Raw genomic sequence first — 17,601 nt, 5'->3', positions numbered from 1 at the left:
TGAGTATGTACCGAGGACGAATCGGCTGCAGCCCACACGCCCGCCTAGCAGAACGAAGGTTCCGCCCGCACAATGCGAAGGGTGCAAGCCTTCTACGCCGATCACTTCGTTCTGCCCTTGCCCGCCGGGCACCGCTTCCCGATGAGGAAGTACGAGATGCTGCGCGACGAGATCACACAGCACCTGCCCGAGGTCCAACTGCAACAGGCCGAACCGGCCGACGATGCCGCTCTGGCGCTGGTGCACGACCCCGCCTACATCGACGCGGTGCGCGACGGCACGCTGAGCCCGGCCGCGCAACGGGAAATCGGCTTTCCCTGGAGCCCCGGCATGAACGAGCGCGCCCGTCGCTCGGTGGGCGCCACGGTGCAGGCCTGCCGCGTGGCCCTGTCCGGCGATGGCGTGGCAGCCAATCTGGCCGGCGGCACCCACCACGCCTATGCCGACAAGGGCAGCGGTTTTTGCGTGTTCAACGACGCCGCCGTCGCCGCCCGCCTGATGCAAGTCGAGCGCCTGCGTGCCGGCATTGATCCCCCCTCGCAGCCCCTGCAGGTGGCCATCATCGACCTGGACGTGCACCAGGGCAATGGCAGCGCCAAGATCTTCCACGGCGACCCCAGCGTGTTCACGCTCTCGCTGCACGGCGCCAAGAACTTCCCCTTCCGCAAGGAACCCAGCGACTGCGACATCGACCTGCCCGATGGCTGCACCGACGAGCCCTACCTCGCCGCACTGGAGCAAGGCCTGGCAGAAGTGACGCGCCGCTGCGAGCCCGGCCTGGTGATCTATCTGGCCGGCGCCGACCCGCACGAAGGCGACCGCCTCGGCCGCCTGCGCCTGAGCGACGCCGGCCTGGCCGCCCGCGACCAGCGCGTGTTCGACTGGGCCTGGCAGCACCACCTGCCTGTGGCCCTGGCGATGGCCGGTGGCTATGGACACGACATCCAGACCACGGTGCGGGTGCAGTTGCACACCTACCGCATCGCCCAGGCGGCGTGGGCGCGCTGGCAGGGTTTGCCAGCACGCTGAAACGAGGTGCCATGTCGCACCAACGATGTGGTGCCCGGCTACCATGTCCGCAAACCCTAACCGGCACAGGCAAACCCTGAGCCCACCCGCACCCAGTCGACCCCCACTGTCCGATAAACTGGAGCGTTCACCTGTGCGGAACAAGGAGCGTCTGTTGTGAAAACTGGCGATGGACGGCAACACACCTTGCCCCCGGTGTGTCAAACCCTGCTCATCCCCCTCGTGGCCCGTGCGCGTGGGGGTGAGGCCTTTCCGGCGCTGGCCTGTCACGATGCGGCGGCCGAGCAACTCCTCGACCAACTCGACCTCGACCTGCGCCCTTACCTGAAAGACCGCATCACGACGCAGAACATCCTGTGGCGCACCCGGGTCATTCAAAGCGCGGGCCGCGCGTTTTTCCAGGCCCATCCCGACAGCCAGGGCGTGAACCTGGGTTGCGGCCTGTCGCAGCATTTCCAATGGCTGGATCAGGGCTGCAACCGCTGGCTCGACAGCGACCTGCCCGAGGTGATGGCCCTGCGCGACACCTGCCTCGCGGCCGATGTGCCCCGTCAGCATCACGCCGAAGTCGACCTGCGCACGCCCGGCTGGTGGCAGCGCCTGGGCCTGCCCAGTGGCACCCATGACAAGCCGGTGTTCGTGCTCTGCGAGGGGGTGCTGATGTACCTGACACCGGAGCAGGTCGAGGCTGTGCTGGCCGAGTTTGCCGAGCAGGCACCGCCCGGCTCCCAGATGGTGCTGGACACCATGTCCCGGGTGGGCCGTGGCATGGCCCGCGCCCACCCCACCGTAGGCCCCACCGGCGCGCAGTTCCTGTGGTGCCCGGCCAGCGCCGACGAACTCATCCGCCCCCATCCACGCCTGCGCCTGCTGCAAACCCGCAGCGTCTCGGAATGCTATGGCTGGCTGGGCGCGGTCACCGAAGCCTGCTGGATGCCGGTGACCGGCACCCCGATGTATGCAATGGTCACGCTGTCGGTCTGAGACCTGAGGTCCGCCCCCCGCGCGTGGCCTCAAACCGCTAGACTGATACACCCATTCCGGCATTCGTTTGCGCCACACCGTGACCGCCTCCGCGCCCTTGCCAGACACCCTCCGGTCGATGCCCCCCCGCGGCGCAATGCGTGCCTTGGTCCCGCCCACCCTCATGGCGCTGGCCATCTGGTGGGCCAACCAGCACGGGTACCTGCTGGGTCACACGCTGGCCGAGCTGATGTCAGCCGTGGTCGCCTGGACGGCGCTGGCGGTGGCCACCACCTCGGTGCAGTTCACCCGCAACCACTTCGTGGTGTTCATCGCCGTGGGCATCGGCTGGTGCGCCGGGCTCGACCTGCTCCACACCCTGAGCTTCAAGGGCATGAACCTGCTGCCCATCGACAGCACCAACCCCGCCATCCAGTTCTGGGTGGCCGGGCGCGCCCTGCAGGCGGTGGTGTTGCTGCTGGCTCCGCTCATGCTGTGGCGCTCGGTCTCGGTCATGCGCTTGCATCTGGGCTTCGGCGGCTGGACGGTGCTGTCCGTCCTGCTGATCGCCACCGGGCACTTTCCCGACGCCTACATCGATGGACAGGGCCTGACCCCCTTCAAGGTCTACGCCGAGTACCTCATCATCGCCACGATGGGTGCGGCGGCCGTGCTGTTCTGGCGCTACCGCACCCTGATGCCCGCACACCTGTGCCAGCGCCTGTTGCTCGCGACCCTGCTCATGATGGCGGCCGAGTTCGCCTTCACGCGCTATGTGAGCGTGGAAGGACCCGCCAACCTCGTCGGCCACCTGCTCAAGATCTACGCCTACTGGTTCGTGTACGACGCCCTGGTGCAGCACACCCTGCAGGCGCCGTTCGACATGCTGGCCCGCACCGTCAGCCGCTATGACGCCGTGCCAGAGCCCACCGTGGTCGTGGCGGCCGATGGCACCATCCAGCAAGCCAACCAGGCTGCGGCCCACTGGGTCGACCAGTCACCCGCCGCCCTGGTCGGACAATCGGTTCGCATCCTGCTGCACCCCGCCCAGTCCTCCGCTGAGGTCTGCCCGGTGTGCCTGCGTCTGCAACAGGCCCGTACCGGCTTCCTGATCACCCTCGATCTACCCGGCCAGCGGACCGTGGAGTGCCACGCCGCCCCGCTGCACGGCGACGGGCCACATGCCGCCTGGGTGCTGGTGCTGCGCGATGTCTCCGAGCGCGAGCGCCTGAGCCGAGAGCGCGAAAGCCTGCTCCATGACCTCAACGAGCGCGTCAAGGAGTTGCGCGGCCTGCACGGGGTCGCCAACCTGCTCAAAAGCACCGACCTGAACGTGCCCGCCAAGCTGGAAAAGCTGGTGGCGCTGCTGCCACCCTGTTTCGTGCTGCCCCAACAGGTTCAAGCCTGCATCGACAGCAGTTGGGGCCATGTCGGCGCCAGCCTGCCCAGCCCCTTGCCACGTCGCCATCTGCAGGCCAGCATCGAGCGCAACGGCGTGCTCGTCGGCCACATCCACACCTGGTACCCGGACGAACTCAACAGCCCACAGGCCACCTTCCTGAGCGAAGAGCGCGAGCTCATCGCCAGCGTCGCAGCGCAGCTCAATGAAATGCTCCAGCGCCTGCAGGCGGCCGAACGCGTCGAGCGCCTGACCTCGCTGTACGACATGCTCAGCAGCACCAGCCGGGAGGTGGCACAGCGGCATCAACGTGACGACATCCTGAGCGCCCTGCTGGGGGTCTTGCGTCGCCGCAGCGCGTTTCCCACCCTGTTCATGGCCTTGAACGACGGTCCCGGCACCCCGCTGCGCCTGCACCCGAGCCTGCATCACGGGCTCACGCCCGACCAGGTGAGCACCCTCCACGAGCTGCTGGCGCAGTCCACCAGTCCGTTCGACCCGACGCAAGCGCGCCTGGCACGGGGTCATGTGGTGTCGCAAGGCGTACCCCTGCCGCCCTCGCGCGCCAGCGATGCCCCGCTGCCGCCCAGCGCATCCGAGCGCTGGCTGCACAGCCTGATGCAGCGTGGCCTGAGCCATCAGGCTATGATGCCCTTGCGTTGTGAAGACCGCCCCATTGGCATCGTGGCCCTGTACACCCACGGCCTGTCGGATCTGGATGCCGAGCAGACCCGGCTGCTGGAGGACATCGCCAACGAAGTGCAGGCGGCGTTGGACCGCGCGGCCTCCCGCGCCCGCAGCCTGAGTGCAGAGGAAACCGCCGAGCACATGGCCCGCCGCTTTGAGCAGGTGTTCCAGGCCACCCCGATCCCGATGCAGATCCACCGCCGACCGGATCGGCGCGTCATGGCGCTCAATGCCGCCCATCAGCAATGGCTGGGCTACTCGCTGGCCGATTTTGCCGACGAAGCACAGTGGTTCGAGCGCGTCTATGCCGACGAAGGCGAGCGCACCGTGCTGATGCGCCACTGGTACGAGCACCTGGACACCTATCGCAGCGGCGAGCCGGTGGTCTCCCCCGAGCTGACCCTGCGCTGCAAAGACGGCAGCCGTCGCATCGCGCGTGGCACCATGACCGTGAGTGGCGACGACGTGATCGTGGCCTGGACCGATCTCACCGAGATCCGCCGCAACGAGCAGGCCCTGCGCGACAGCGAGCAGCGCTTTCGCAGCATGGTGGAGCAGACGATCAGCGGCATCTTCGTGCGCCGCGAAAGCCACTTCATCTACGTCAACCCCCGCTTTGCCGAGATCATGGGCTACCCGCCCGCCGAGCTCATCGGGCAAGATACGCTGCGCTTTGTCGTGCTGGACGAGAAAGAGCACACCGAGTCCAGCCTGCGCACACGCCAGGCCCAGGTGGACGATGGCGCCCTGGCCAGTGACAGCACCAGCGTGCCGGTGCGTCGCAAGGATGGTCGCGTGATCGAGTTGGGCCTGCACGCCAAGCGCATCATCTGGGATGACGGGCTCCCCGCCACCATCGTGATGGCGCAAGACATCACCGATCGCAAGCACGCCGAAGACCAGATTGCCAGCTATGTGCACCAACTCGAAGCCGCCATGCAGGGCACCTTGCTGGCCGTCTCGAACATGGTCGAGATGCGCGACCCCTACACGGCCGGCCACGAGCGCCGCGTGGGACTGATCGCCGGGGCCATCGCCCACGAGCTGGGCTGGGACGAGGCACGTTGCCGCGATCTGGAAATGATCGGCCTGGTCCACGACATCGGCAAGATCGCCGTGCCCTCGGAAATCCTGACCAAACCCAGCCGGCTCTCCAAGCTCGAAATGGAGTTGATGAAGGGCCATGCGCAGGCGGGCTACGACATCCTCAAGGACGTGCCCTTCCGCACACCGGTGGCCGAGATCATCCGCCAGCACCACGAGCGCCTGGACGGCAGTGGCTACCCGCGTGGCCTGAAAGGCGACGAGATCCTGCCCGAGGCCCGCGTGCTGGCCGTGGCCGACGTGCTGGAATCCATGTCCTCGCACCGCCCCTATCGGCCAGCGGTGGGCATCGACGCCGCCCTGGCCGAGCTGATGAACAACCAGGGCACGTTGTTCGACCCCGAGGTGGTGGGCGCGGCGGTGCGCCTCGTCCGCGAGCGGAGCTACGCCTTACCCACCTGACACCTGATTGCGGCCTGCGTGCTTGGCTTGGTAGAGCGCCTGGTCGACACGCTCCATCAAGTTCGCCAGGGTCTCGCCCCGCTGCAACTCGGCCACGCCCATCGACACCGTCACGCGCCCCATCTCCCCCTGCTCGGCATCGGCCACGCGTTCACGCAGGCGCTCGGCCTGCAGCAGCGCCGCAGCCTGCTCGCAATAGGGCAGCACCAGCAAAAACTCCTCGCCACCCCAGCGCACCACGCTGTCGGTGGCGCGCACCCCGGTGCGCAGCACCGCAGCGACACGCTGCAGCACCTGGTCACCCGCCGGGTGTCCCCAGGTGTCGTTGATGGCCTTGAAGTGGTCCACATCGGCCATGATCAGGCAAAACGGCTTCTGGCCTTCGCGGGCGGCCAGGAAGGCCCGCTCCAGTTGCCACTCGCCGGCGCGGCGGTTCAGCAGGTCGGTCAAGGGGTCCCGTGTGGCCTGCTCCCTCAAGGTTTGCTCGGTGTGCGCACGCGCGGTCTGGTCCCGGATCACGCTGACAAAGTGGGTCACCGCCCCACCGGCATCGCGGATGGGCGAGACGGTTTCTTCACAATGAATCAGGTGCCCCTGCTTGTGCCGGTTGATGAACACCGCCCGAAAGGCCTGCCCTGACTGGATGGCCGCCCAGAGACGCCCGTAAAAGGCCTCGGTGTGCTCACCGGACTTGAGCATGGCGGGGTTCTGGCCCAGGGCCTCGACCCGGCTGTAGCCGGTGATGAGTTCAAAGCCATGGTTGACGAATTCGATCTCGCCCTGGGCATTGGCAATCATCACCGCATCCTGGGTCGCGTCCAGGGCCTGCGCCAGCAACTGGCTGGTGGCGCGCGCCTCGGTCACCGCACTGATGTCTTGCTGGACCGACACGTAATGGGTGGTGACGCCGGCCTCGTCCTTCACCGGCGAGATGTTCCACTCCACGGTATAGGGTCGGCCGTCCTTGCGGTAATTGATGGTCGAGCCGCGGAAGAAGCGATCGGCCTGCAGGCACTCGCGCAAGGTCTGAAGCACCTCAGGACTGGTCTGTGCCCCCTGCAGGATGCGCGGCGTCTGCCCCAGCAGCTCGGTCGCGCTGTAGCCTGTCATCTCGCAAAAGGCCGGGTTGGCATACACGATGCGCGGGCCCATTGGCCCCGGCTGTGCATCCGTGATCAACACAGAATTGAAGGACTGCTCCAAGGCCGAGCGCAGCAAACCTGAACGCACCAGCCATGTCTCATCATGAGAGCTCATTTGCCTCCTTATCGGGCATCTTGTCCGCGCCGCTGGTCCATGACCCCGCAGGCCATCATCTGTGTTCTCACAGTATGACAGTCTAGAACATGGCTCCCTCAGGAAATGCCCTGCATGACGCCCTACCCAGCGATCAACAGCCAGCGCCGCACTTGATGTGGCGCAAGACCCTCGACGGACACGGGCTTACCGTGGCAACATCACCTTGTCCGATTTCGCGAAGGAAATGCCATGCCCTTGCCCCCGCTTGCAAGCGCCTCACGGGCGCCCTCCTCCCGCCCCTGGCTGGCTCAATGGGTGCTGGGTCTGGCCATGTTCGCCATGTTGGGTCTGGCCCACGCGGGCAAGAAGCCCTACAGCTACTTTGTCACCGGCAACGCCGACGCGCCGGTCAGCGTGAGCACCCCACCGGACACCCCGTCCCTGGTGCTGATGGGCGGCGGCCCCGACGTCGATGCGGCTTTTCGCTGGATGATCCAGCGCGCTGGGGTGCGCCCCGGCACGGGCGGTCGCTTGGTGGTGATCCGCGCCACCGGCACCGAAGCCTACAACCCCTACATCTACTACAGCGACGCCAGCAATGCCACCTCGGGCGTCCCTGCGGACGGCTGGGTGGGCGGTGCCGCCCTAGGCCTGAGTGCGGTGGAAACGCTCGTCATTCCCAGCAGCACCGCGGCCAATTCCCCCTTCGTCAACGCCGTGGTGGCCCGCGCCGATGCGGTCTTCATCGCCGGCGGCGACCAGAGCGACTACATCAAGAACTGGAAGGGCACAGCGCTGGACCGCACCCTGCAGGCCCTGCTGGCCCGCCAAGTCCCGCTGGGCGGCACTAGCGCCGGACTGGCGGTGCTGGGCCAGTTCGACTTTGCCGCCCTCAAAGGCACGGTGACCTCGGCCGACGCACTGGCCAACCCCTACAACCGGTACGTCACGCTGGACCCGTCCCCGTTGAGCCTCACCGGAGGCTTCCTCGCGCCGGCGGCCCTGCGCCACACCGTCCTCGACTCGCACCTCGACACCCGCGACCGCATGGGCCGCCTCATCACCTTCATGGCCCGCCTGGTCGCGCCGGTCAGCAGCACGGGCTGCCCCGGCGGCATCCTGGCGGCCAGCAACGCACGCGCCATCGGCATTGGCGTGGAGACCGCCCTGCTGGTGGAGGGGCAGCACAGCAGCTACGTGGCACGGCGCGTGACCAACCCGTCCACCACCACCGAGAGTGCCGTCTACTTCCTGCGCCCGCTGCAAGCCCCCACCACCTGCGCCTCGGCCCAGCCCTTGAGCATGTCCACGGTCGAAATCCGCAAGCTCGCCGACGACAGCGTGTTCGACCTCGGCAGCTGGAGCGGCGCCAGCCCCTATTACGTGGACGCGCTCTCCGGCCAGCTGACCAGCAGCCCGTACTGACCCCTTCCCCCGCGGGCCCCCTGGCCCCGACCTCCTGACAGGAGCCGCATTTGCTGTCCGCCTACATCACCCACCCCGATTGCGCCCGCCATGAAATGGGCCCGCACCACCCCGAGTGCCCTGAGCGGCTGGGCGCGATCAACGACATGCTGCTGACCAAGGGCCTGCTGGACTACATGGCCCCGTACGACGCCGAGCCGGCCACCGTGGACCAACTGGAGCGCGCGCACGCTGCGCTGTATGTGCAGGAGCTGATCGCCGCCTCGCCCACCGAGGGCTACCACCACGTCGACCCCGACACCAGCATGAACCCGCACACGCTGCAGGCCGCCCTGCGCGCGGCAGGCGCCGTGGTGCAGGCCACCGACCTGGTGCTGGGCGGCAAGGCCCCCTCGGCCTTTTGCAACATTCGCCCCCCCGGCCACCATGCCGAACGCGACTCGGCGCAGGGCTTTTGCTTTTTCAACAACGTGGCCGTGGGCATCCGCCACGCGCTGGACGTGCATGGCCTGCAACGCGTGGCCCTGATCGACTTTGACGTGCACCACGCCAACGGCAGCGAAGACATCCTGATGGGCGACGAGCGCGTGCTGATGTGCTCCATCTACGAAAAGGGCCTGTTCCCGGACTCGGGCGAGTCCCACGATGGCCCAAACATGGTCAACGTGGGCCTGCCCGCCCGCGTGGGCAGCGACGCCTTCCGCGAGGCCGTGCTCGAACAATGGCTGCCGGCGCTCGATGCCTTTGCGCCCCAGTTGATCTACATCTCGGCGGGCTTTGACGCCCACCGCGAAGATGACATGGGCAACCTGGCGCTGGTCGAAGCCGACTACGCCTGGGTCACCCAGCAGATCATGCGCCTGGCCGACCGCCACTGCCGAGGCCGCGTCATCTCCTGCCTGGAAGGCGGCTACGCCCTGAGCGCCCTCGCCCGCAGCACCGCCGCCCACGTCCGTTCCCTCATCGGCGCCGACTGATTGCCATGGACCAACATTTCCTCACTCCCCTCTTCGCCCCGACCTCGATTGCGATCTTTGCCGGATCGACCGACGACCCCGAGCAACTGACCGAGCAGGCCCGCCTGCTGCACCCGGCCTTGCGGGCCCAGCGCTTCACCGGCACCTACCGCTTCATCGACATCCGCGCGACCAGCGGCACGCTGGCCGACCTGGCCTCGGCCAAGTCCGATCTGGCCATCATCGCGCTGCCGTTCGAAGACATCGCGCCGGCCATCGAGCTCGCCAGCCGCATGGACTGTCACGCCGTGATGGTGCTGTCGGCGGGCATCACGGCCGAACAGGCCGAGGTGCTGCACAAGGTGGCGAAGCAGGCCGATGTGCACCTGCTGGGTCCCAACGGCCTGGGCATCCAGCGCCCGCCTTCGCAACTCAACGCCAGCGTGGCCGGCCCCCTGGCGCGCAGCGGCAGCCTGGCCCTGGTGTCGCAATCGGGCTCGCTGACCTCGTCCATGCTGGACTGGGCGGCCAACAACGCCGTGGGCTTCTCGTCCGTGGTGTCGCTGGGCCCACACTCGGCGCTCGACATCGCCGACGTGCTGGACTTCCTGGCGGCTGACCGCCAGACGCACAGCATCATCGTCTACATGGAGGGCATCAACAACGCCCGCCGCTTCATGAGCGCGTTGCGCTCGGCGGCCACGGCCAAGCCGGTGGTCATCCTCAAGGCGGGGCGCAAGCGGGCGGGCAACGAGGCTGCGCAAACGCACAGCAGCGCCATCGTCGGCAGCGACGATGTGTTCGATGCAGCCCTACGCCGCGCCGGGGCCGTGCGCGTGCAGTCCTTCGTGGCGCTGTTCTCGGCCGCCAAGTGCCTGGCCTCGCGCTACCGCCCGGTGGGCCGCCACTTGGCCATCATCACCAATGGCGGCGGCCCTGGCGTGCTGGCGGCCGACTGGGTCACCGAGATCTCGCTGGAGCTGGGTCGCCTGTCGCCCGAGTCGGCCGCGGCCTTGTTGCCGCAACTGCCCCCCGGCGCCTCGCTCACCGACCTGATCGACCTGTCGCAAAACGCCGGTCCCGAGCACTACCGCGCCGCCTTGCAGGCTGCTGCCAAGGACCGCCAGATCGACGGCGTGCTGGTGATCTTCTCGCCCAAGACCGGGGTGGACGCCGCCGAGATCGCCAAGGTGCTGGCCGAGGCCAACCGCACCATCGGCAAGCCGCTGCTGACCTGCTGGATGGGTGACGCGTCGGTGGGCGAAGGCCGCGCCGTGCTCAAGAGCGCCGCCATCCCCACCTTCCGCACGCCCGAAGCCGCGGTGGGCGCGTTCGGCAACATCGCCAACTTCGCACAAAACCAGTTGCTGCTGCAACAGACGCCGCCGCCGGCCTCCACCGCAGCCGAGCCCGACATCGAAGGCGCCCGCCTCATCATCGAGAGCGTGCTGACCGAGCGGCGCAAGGTGCTCACCGAGATGGAGTCCAAGACGCTGCTGGCGTCCTTCCACATCCCGGTCACCGAGACCATCCTGGCGCGCAGCGCGCCCGAGGCCATGATGATCGCGATGCAGCTGGGCTTCCCGGTGGCGCTCAAGATCGACTCGCCTGACATCACCCACAAGTCCGACGTGCAGGGCGTGGTGCTCAACATCATGAACGGCACCCAGGCGCGCGACGCCTTCACCGACATGGTCGAGCGCGTGCGCCGGCTGCAGCCCAACGCCCGCATCAACGGCGTGACGGTGCAGAAGATGGCGCGCAACCGCCGTGGCCGCGAGGTGCACATCGGCGTGGTGACCGACGACCCGTTCGGCCCGGTGATCGTGTTCGGTGCCGGTGGCACCATGATCGAGCTGATCAACGACCGCGCCATGGAGTTGCCACCGCTCAACCAGTTTTTGGCACGTCACCTGATCAGCCGTGCCCGCGTGGCCGAAACCCTGGGCGAATGGCGCGGTGCCAACGCCGTGAACATGGAGGCGCTGGAGCAGCTGCTGTTGCGCGTCTCGGAAATGGTGTGCGAGCTGCCGCAGCTGCGCCAGATGGACATCAACCCCATCATCATCGACGAGGATGGGGCGGTGGCCGTGGACGCGCGCATCGTCATCGACCATGCGCCGCCCAACCTCGCGGGGCGCCCGAACAGCTACCAGCACCTGTCCATCCTGCCCTACCCGGCACGCTACGAGCAGGTGTGGCCGCTGCGCGGCGGTGGCGAGTACACGATCCGCCCGATCCACCCGGATGACGCGGAGATGCTGCAGACCTTCGCCAAGGGCCTGTCGTCCGAGAGCCGCTACTTCCGCTTTGCCTCGGCGATGACGGAACTGCCGGCCAACATGCTGGCCCGCTTCACGCTGATCGACTACGACCGCGAGATGGCCCTGGTGGCGGTGGTCAAGGAGCGTCATGCCGACGAAGACGGCGAGATCACCGAGACCGAACGCGTGGTGGGGGTGTCGCGCTACATCACCAACCCGGACCAGTCGACCTGCGAGTTCTCGCTGGTGGTGGCCGACGACTTCGCCGGCAAGGGCCTGGGCTCTCGCCTGATGGAAAGCATCATGGACGTGGCCCGCGAGAAGGGCCTTTCCGAGATCATCGGCCTGGTGCTGGTCAACAACGGCAACATGCTCAAGTTGATGCGCAGCCTGGGCTTCACGGTCAAGCCCAATCCGGAGGACCCGGACTTCCGGCTGGTCACGCACAGCCTGTGAGGCATGAAAAAGGGGGCTGCGTGCCCCCTGGGTCGTTCAGTGCAGCGTCGCCGTGGCGCCATCCGGATCAAAGTCCATCAGCACGCTGGCACCCTCCAGCACCTTCCACAGGTGGGCGGGCATCTGCAGGATGCGGTCGGGGGTGCGGGCCTGGCGCACCCAGGCACCGATTTCGGTGTGCTGGTCTGCGGTGAGCAGGTTCAGCGCAAGCATCTCGTCGAGCAACAGCATGGCACCCTCCTTTCCGATGTGAGACCACTATCTCACAGCTGAGGGCGGCATGGGGGCAAAACAAGAGGCGCCCCCGCTGAAGCGAGGGGCGGGGTGTGACCGATGCCACAGCGGCACCGGGTCACGAGGCAGCGTGGCCTCAGTTCGGGCCGGCGGCGAACAGCGCGGCGGCGCGGGTCTTGATTTCCTGCAGCTCGTTGACGCTGACCGAGTACTGGCCGGTGGTCTTGTTCACGTCGACGCGGAACTCGACTTCCTTGCCACGGTTGCGCAGGATGCCGACGCTGAACTCGTAGTCCTCGCGCTCGCAGGGCAGACCCTCGATGCCCACGTCGTAGTCTTCGTATTCCACGCGGGTGATGTCACCGCTGGCCATGTCCAGCAGGCCGGTCGCATTGACCTCGTCGTCTTCGCTGAATTCTTCGACGATGGTGATGGGCACTTTCAAGTCCACGGGGATACCTTTGGGGGAGAGAGAAATGAGGGGAAGGGGGCGGATTCTGGCACGGATCAGGCCGCGGGCGAAGCGGCCTCACCCGCCAGGCCCAGTCGCCACAGCGAGGTGAGCTCGGCGGCGCGGGCGGCGTGCAGCGGGTCGTCCGGGTCGGTGACCTTGCCATGGCGCGGGCGGATGTCCAGGCGGCCCAGCACCTGCAGGCCGGCTGCTTCGATCCAGCCCAGCAACTCGGCGCGGCTGCGCAGGCCCAGGTGCTCGGCCAGGTCGGACAGGATCAGCCAGCCCTCGCCACCCGGGGCGAGGTGCGGCGCCAGCCCTTGCAGGAAGCCACGCAGCATCCGGCTGTCGGGGTCGTACACGGCCTGCTCCACCGACGAATGCGGACGCGCCGGCACCCAGGGTGGGTTGCACACCACCAGCGGCGCCTGGCCGTCCGGGAACAGGTCGGTCTGCAGCAAGTCAACCTGGGATAGCACGCCCAGGCGTGCCAGATTCTCGCGGGCGCAGACCAGGGCGCGCGGGGCCAGGTCGGTGGCGCGCACGCGCGCAATGCCGCGGCGGGCCAGCACGGCCGCCAGCACGCCGGTGCCCGTGCCGATGTCCCAGGCTTCGTTCTGGGCCTGCAGCGCGGCGGGCAAGGGGGCTTGGGCCACCAGGTCCAGGTACTCGCCCCGCAGCGGGGAGAACACCCCGTAGTGCGGGTGGATGGCGGCCTGTAGCGCCGGGATGGCCACGCCTTTCTTGCGCCACTCGTGGGCGCCGATCAGGCCTTGCAGTTCACGCAGTGACAGCACATAGGCCTCGTCGGCCGGGCCATAGGCCTCGGTACAGGCGGCGACCACGTCGGGCGCACGGCGCAGGGCGATGCGGTGACCGGCCTCGACCGGAATCAGCACCTGCCCCAGGATGCGCGCCCGCTCGGCCTGACGTTTGCGGTGCAGGTGAAAGGCCTGGGCCGGGTCAGGGCTGGCGTGCACGGCCGCGTCGGGTGCCGCACCGGAGGCCGGCTTCGCCGTGCCACGCGACGTCGAGGCAGCACGATCGCGCGTCTCGCGCTTGTCGAGTCGGCGCACCAGCGCCTGCAGCAACTGGCGGGCATTGTGGAAGTCGCCCTGCCAAAGCAGGGCCGTGCCCTCGCAAACCAGGCGGTAAGCGCGGTCGGCAGGCGTCTGGTCGTCGGCCACCATCACGCGGCGCGGCGCGGACACGCCCGATTCGCTGCGCCAGCGGGCGGTGTGGGTCAGGCCGCGCGCGTCGGTCCAGGTGAGGGTCGGGTGGTCGCTCATGAGGGGGCGATGGTAGCCCCTCCTCAGGCGGCGGTCACCACCACGTCGCGGTGCAGGCGCTCCACATCGGCCGGATCGCACAGGTTCGTGCCCGGCGACAGCAGCGCCGCGGCCCCGGCCGCCATCGCGTAGCGAAAGGCCTCGTCCAGGGCCTTGCCCTCGCTGAGCGCCCACACCAGGCCGCCCACGAAGCTGTCGCCCGCGCCAATCGTGCTGGCCACGCTCACCTTCAGGCTCTGCGCCCGCCAGGCCTCGTCGGCCGTCACGAGCAAAGCGCCGTCCTCGCCCAGCGACAGGGCTACGATCTGCGCCTGGCCCTTCGCAATGATCTGGCGGGCCGCATCGCGCCACGAAGCCTCGTCCGGCAAGGGCTGGCCGGTCAGCTCACGCAACTCGCGCAGACTGGGTTTGACGAGGTACACGCCCGCGGCCAGGGTTTCGGCCAGGGCGGCGCCGTTGGAATCCAGCACCAACCAGCCGCCCACCGCGCGCACGCGCTGCGCCAGGCGCGCATAGAAGTCGGCGGGCACCCCCGGTGGCAAGCCGCCGCTGACCACCACATAGCGCGCCTGCGCCAGGCCCGCCACCACCGCGTCCAGGCAGGCCGTCCACTCCGGTTCGGTCAAGGTGGGGCCGGGCAGCACAAAGCGGAAGTCCTGCCCGGAGCGACGCTCGAAAACCGAAAAGCTCTCGCGGGTGGAACCCGCAATCGGCACCACCTGGGCTGGCACGCCCTCGGCGTCCAGCAAGGTGCTCAGCTCGCGCCCCAGCGGGCCGCCCGCCGTGTAGATCGCCGTCACGCGGCTCCCCAAACGGTGCAGCACACGCGCCACATTGATGCCCCCGCCACCCGGATGGGTCTGGTGCGGGCCGCAGCGCAGCTTGTGCACCGGCGCCACGCGGTCGATCGCCGTGGAGATGTCCAGGGCCGGGTTCATCGTGAGGGTGAGGATGTCGGACATGCGCGCAGGAGTCGTCATACAAGAGCCCCCATCCTAAGCCGCCCCGCGGCAAAAGTTCACACCGCGCTGTCCGAATGCACAAGATGGGTGCATGGCTGGCCCGTCTCTTGCGTGCGCCTGTCGGCATGTCCGACACGAGAACATGGGCGCCGACCCATGAGAAAGAGCTGAGCATGAACCTGGACGACTACCTGCCTTACATGCGCGATGTGGTGCGCTGCGAAGCCTCACTGCGCGAACTCAACCTGATGTGGCGCGTGATCGAAGCCATGGCCGAGATGAACTGCGGCGACGACGCCAGTGGCCTGCTGCCCATGATCGCCGCCACCCGCCAAGGCTTCGAGCGCCTGGAGCGCGACCTCGTTGACAGCCTGGTGCGCCAGCGCGTGGACAACGTCATGGCCGAGGTTGGCACCCAGGCCCGCGACGTCATCGACATCGTCGTGCGCAACCTTTACGAGCGCACCGCCGACGTCGGCTTCCTGGCCACCGACCGCGAGCTGTGCGAATACGTCGCCGGCCTGCGCACCGACCGCGACAGCGCCGTCGAGCGCCTGCGCGCCTACCGTGACAAGTACACCGTCTACCAGGAGATCATCCTGTTGGACACCCAGGGTGCCGTGCTCGCCCACATCGACCCGCTCTCGCCCATCGAAGGCAGCCGCGACCCACTGATCCCCGCCACGCTGGCCAGCGAGACCCACGTCGAAACCTTCCGCGCCACCGACCTGCGTCCCGGCGCCGGCCCCGCCTTGGTCTACTCCCAGCGCATGCTGCACCCGCAGACCCAGGAGGTCGTCGGGGTGCTCTGCCTGGTCTTCGGCTTCGAAGACGAAATGCGCGGCATCTTCGAGGCCCGCCACCGCGACGACGCACGCTACAACATCCTGCTGCTCGACGGCGACAACCGCGTGCTGGCCAGTGCCGATGAGGCCTGGATCCCGCGCGGCGTGCGCGTGCCCGTCAACCGCTCCGGCCAGCCCGAGCTGTGCATCCACGGTGGCCGCAAATACCTGACGCAGACCTACGCCACGCAAGGCTACCAAGGCTACCCCGGCCCCCCGGGCTGGCAAGGGCAGGTGATGGTGCCGCTGGACGTGGCCTTCACCCAGGTCGGCGCCGGCATCCTGGAGAAGCTCGACGAATCCATCGCCGAAGGCCTGCTGTCACACGCCGCCTCCTTCTGCCCGCCGCTCTACGAAATCATCCAGACCGCCGACACCGTGCGCCGCGTGGTCTGGAACGGCGAGGTGATGGCCGCCGGCGACCAGCGCGACCTGCGCCAACTCAAATCGGTGCTGGCCCAGATCAGCGACAACGGCGCACGCAGCAACCAGCTGTTTTCGGGCGCCATCCGCGACCTCTACGACGCCGCCCTGGCCTCCAACCTGGAAGCGGCCGACTTCACCACCCGCCTGATGGTGGACCTGCTTGACCGCAACCTGTACGAGCGCGCCAACGACTGCCGCTGGTGGGCCATGACGCCCGAACTGCGTCGCACCCTGGCCCAAGCCCACCCGACGGCCGCCGACCTGCAGCAGCTCAACGCCATCCTGTCGCACATCAACGGCCTCTACACCGTCTATACCCAGCTGGTTGTTTACGATCGGCACGGCCGCATCGTGGCCTCCTCGCGCCAGAGCACGCCCGACGGCCACGCGGTCATCGGCACCCCCATCGACGCCACGGCCCTGGCCGCCACGCTGTCGCTGAGCCACGCCCAGCAATACCACGTCAGCGGCTTCGAGCCTTCACCGCTCTACCAAGATCGCCGCACCTACACCTACCACGCCGCCATCCGCGATCTGGACGACCCCAGCCAGGTCGTCGGCGGCATCGGCATCGTGTTCGACTCGGCGGTCGAGTTGCACGCCATGCTCCGAGGCGGCCTGCCGCTCATGGCCAAGGCCCAGGCGGTCTATGTGGACCGCAACGGCCTCGTGCTCTCCAGCACCCAGGACGAGGTCGCCACAGGCACCCGCTTCGCCCTGCCCGCCGAGTTCCACCAGCTCCAGCGCGGCGAGTCCCGCTCGCGCATCGTCGTGCGTGACGGCCAGTACGTCGTGATGGCTGCCTGCGTCTCCAGCGGCTACCGCGAGTTCAAGGTCAGCGACGGCTACCAGGACGATGTGCTGGCCGTGTGCTTCTGGCCGCTGGGTGAGGTGCGCTCGCTGCAGCGCGACCCGGCCCGCCGCCGCGAAGCCGCGCTGCTCGAGCGCAAGGTCTTGCCGCACTGCGAGCAGTTCGCCACCTTCTTCGTCGACGACAGCCTCTTCGCCCTGCCCGCCACCGCCGTGCTCGAAGCCCTGCCGGCCACCCAGCTCAAGCGCGTCTCGGCCGACCCGACGCGGCACCGCATCGGCCTGCTCGCCCGTCACCGCGACGGTCGCATCGTCAGGTACCTGTGGGTGTTCGACCTGTTCGGCCTGCTCGGCCTGCCCGAGAGCGACCAGCTCGGCAGCCAGGTCATCGTGTTCCAGCACCAGGGCGTCGAAGTGGGCCTGCTGGTGGGCGACCTGCACGCGGTCCCTGCCTTCGAGGCCCAGCAGATCTCCCAGGCCCCGGCTCTGCCGGGTAGCGGCAGCCAGGTCATCAGCCACCTGATCCGCGCCAACCAGGGCAAGCTGCTGATCCAGTTGCTGGACCCCAACGCGCTGGCCGCCCGGCTCAAGCCCGAGGCCACGCTGGCCGTGCGCTGAGCCCCGCAGCGCCCCCGACGTCACACCGCGTCCCGTCGCGGT

At 68.2% G+C, this 17,601-nt stretch carries 12 protein-coding genes; 7 read left to right on the top strand and 5 right to left on the bottom strand.

The window, feature by feature from the left end:
* Window positions 1-81: 81 nt before the first annotated feature.
* From WIT60_RS01790 to WIT60_RS01780, 3 genes are all read left to right on the top strand, one after another.
* Window positions 82-1,029, top strand: coding sequence for a histone deacetylase family protein (locus WIT60_RS01790; RefSeq protein ID WP_339582353.1), 948 nt, complete (start codon window positions 82-84; stop codon window positions 1,027-1,029).
* 156 nt (window positions 1,030-1,185) lie between these two features.
* On the top strand, window positions 1,186-2,013 hold the full coding sequence (locus tag WIT60_RS01785; RefSeq protein WP_339582230.1) for a class I SAM-dependent methyltransferase: 828 nt from the start codon (window positions 1,186-1,188) through the stop codon (window positions 2,011-2,013).
* 136 nt (window positions 2,014-2,149) lie between these two features.
* A complete protein-coding gene (locus tag WIT60_RS01780; protein WP_339582229.1) occupies window positions 2,150-5,584 on the top strand; it encodes an MASE3 domain-containing protein in 3,435 nt (1,144 codons plus the stop codon).
* On the opposite strand, the gene WIT60_RS01775 is transcribed toward WIT60_RS01780, so the two are convergent.
* Window positions 5,573-6,841, bottom strand: a complete 1,269-nt coding sequence (locus tag WIT60_RS01775) for a sensor domain-containing diguanylate cyclase (protein ID WP_339582228.1) — start codon at window positions 6,839-6,841, stop codon at window positions 5,573-5,575. The two genes, WIT60_RS01780 and WIT60_RS01775, sit on opposite strands and share 12 nt — an antisense overlap.
* 231 nt (window positions 6,842-7,072) lie before the next feature.
* Between WIT60_RS01775 and WIT60_RS01770 the strand changes: the two genes are divergently transcribed.
* From WIT60_RS01770 to WIT60_RS01760, 3 genes are read left to right on the top strand one after another with little or no spacing between them, the layout of a single operon-like run.
* A complete protein-coding gene (locus WIT60_RS01770; protein ID WP_339582227.1) occupies window positions 7,073-8,248 on the top strand; it encodes a cyanophycinase in 1,176 nt (391 codons plus the stop codon).
* Between the two features lie 50 nt (window positions 8,249-8,298).
* A complete protein-coding gene (locus WIT60_RS01765) occupies window positions 8,299-9,225 on the top strand; it encodes a histone deacetylase family protein (RefSeq protein WP_339582226.1) in 927 nt (308 codons plus the stop codon).
* A 5-nt stretch (window positions 9,226-9,230) separates the two neighbouring features.
* A complete protein-coding gene (locus WIT60_RS01760; protein WP_339582225.1) occupies window positions 9,231-11,924 on the top strand; it encodes a bifunctional acetate--CoA ligase family protein/GNAT family N-acetyltransferase in 2,694 nt (897 codons plus the stop codon).
* A gap of 36 nt (window positions 11,925-11,960) precedes the next feature.
* On the opposite strand, the gene WIT60_RS01755 is transcribed toward WIT60_RS01760, so the two are convergent.
* The 4 genes from WIT60_RS01755 to WIT60_RS01740 all read right to left on the bottom strand — a co-directional run bounded on the left by WIT60_RS01755 (window position 11,961) and on the right by WIT60_RS01740 (window position 14,860).
* Window positions 11,961-12,155, bottom strand: coding sequence for a hypothetical protein (locus WIT60_RS01755; RefSeq protein WP_339582224.1), 195 nt, complete (start codon window positions 12,153-12,155; stop codon window positions 11,961-11,963).
* Window positions 12,156-12,294: 139 nt separating this feature from the next.
* Window positions 12,295-12,609 carry a hypothetical protein gene (locus WIT60_RS01750; protein WP_320365311.1) on the bottom strand — a complete coding sequence of 105 codons (315 nt, stop codon included), beginning with the start codon at window positions 12,607-12,609 and terminating at the stop codon, window positions 12,295-12,297.
* Between the two features lie 56 nt (window positions 12,610-12,665).
* Window positions 12,666-13,898: a methyltransferase gene (locus WIT60_RS01745; protein WP_339582223.1), complete on the bottom strand. Its 1,233-nt coding sequence runs from the start codon at window positions 13,896-13,898 to the stop codon at window positions 12,666-12,668.
* A gap of 23 nt (window positions 13,899-13,921) precedes the next feature.
* Entirely contained in the window at window positions 13,922-14,860 is a 939-nt protein-coding gene (locus tag WIT60_RS01740) for a 1-phosphofructokinase family hexose kinase (protein ID WP_339582352.1), read from the bottom strand.
* 74 nt (window positions 14,861-14,934) lie between these two features.
* Between WIT60_RS01740 and WIT60_RS01735 the strand changes: the two genes are divergently transcribed.
* A complete protein-coding gene (locus WIT60_RS01735) occupies window positions 14,935-17,559 on the top strand; it encodes a chemotaxis protein CheW (protein WP_339582222.1) in 2,625 nt (874 codons plus the stop codon).
* Window positions 17,560-17,601 lie beyond the last annotated feature (42 nt).

Source organism: Aquabacterium sp. G14, from assembly GCF_037482285.1.
Taxonomy (GTDB): domain Bacteria; phylum Pseudomonadota; class Gammaproteobacteria; order Burkholderiales; family Burkholderiaceae_C; genus Aquabacterium.
Note: the sequence above shows the minus strand (reverse complement) of the source record. Positions and strands in the feature narration are given on the sequence as shown.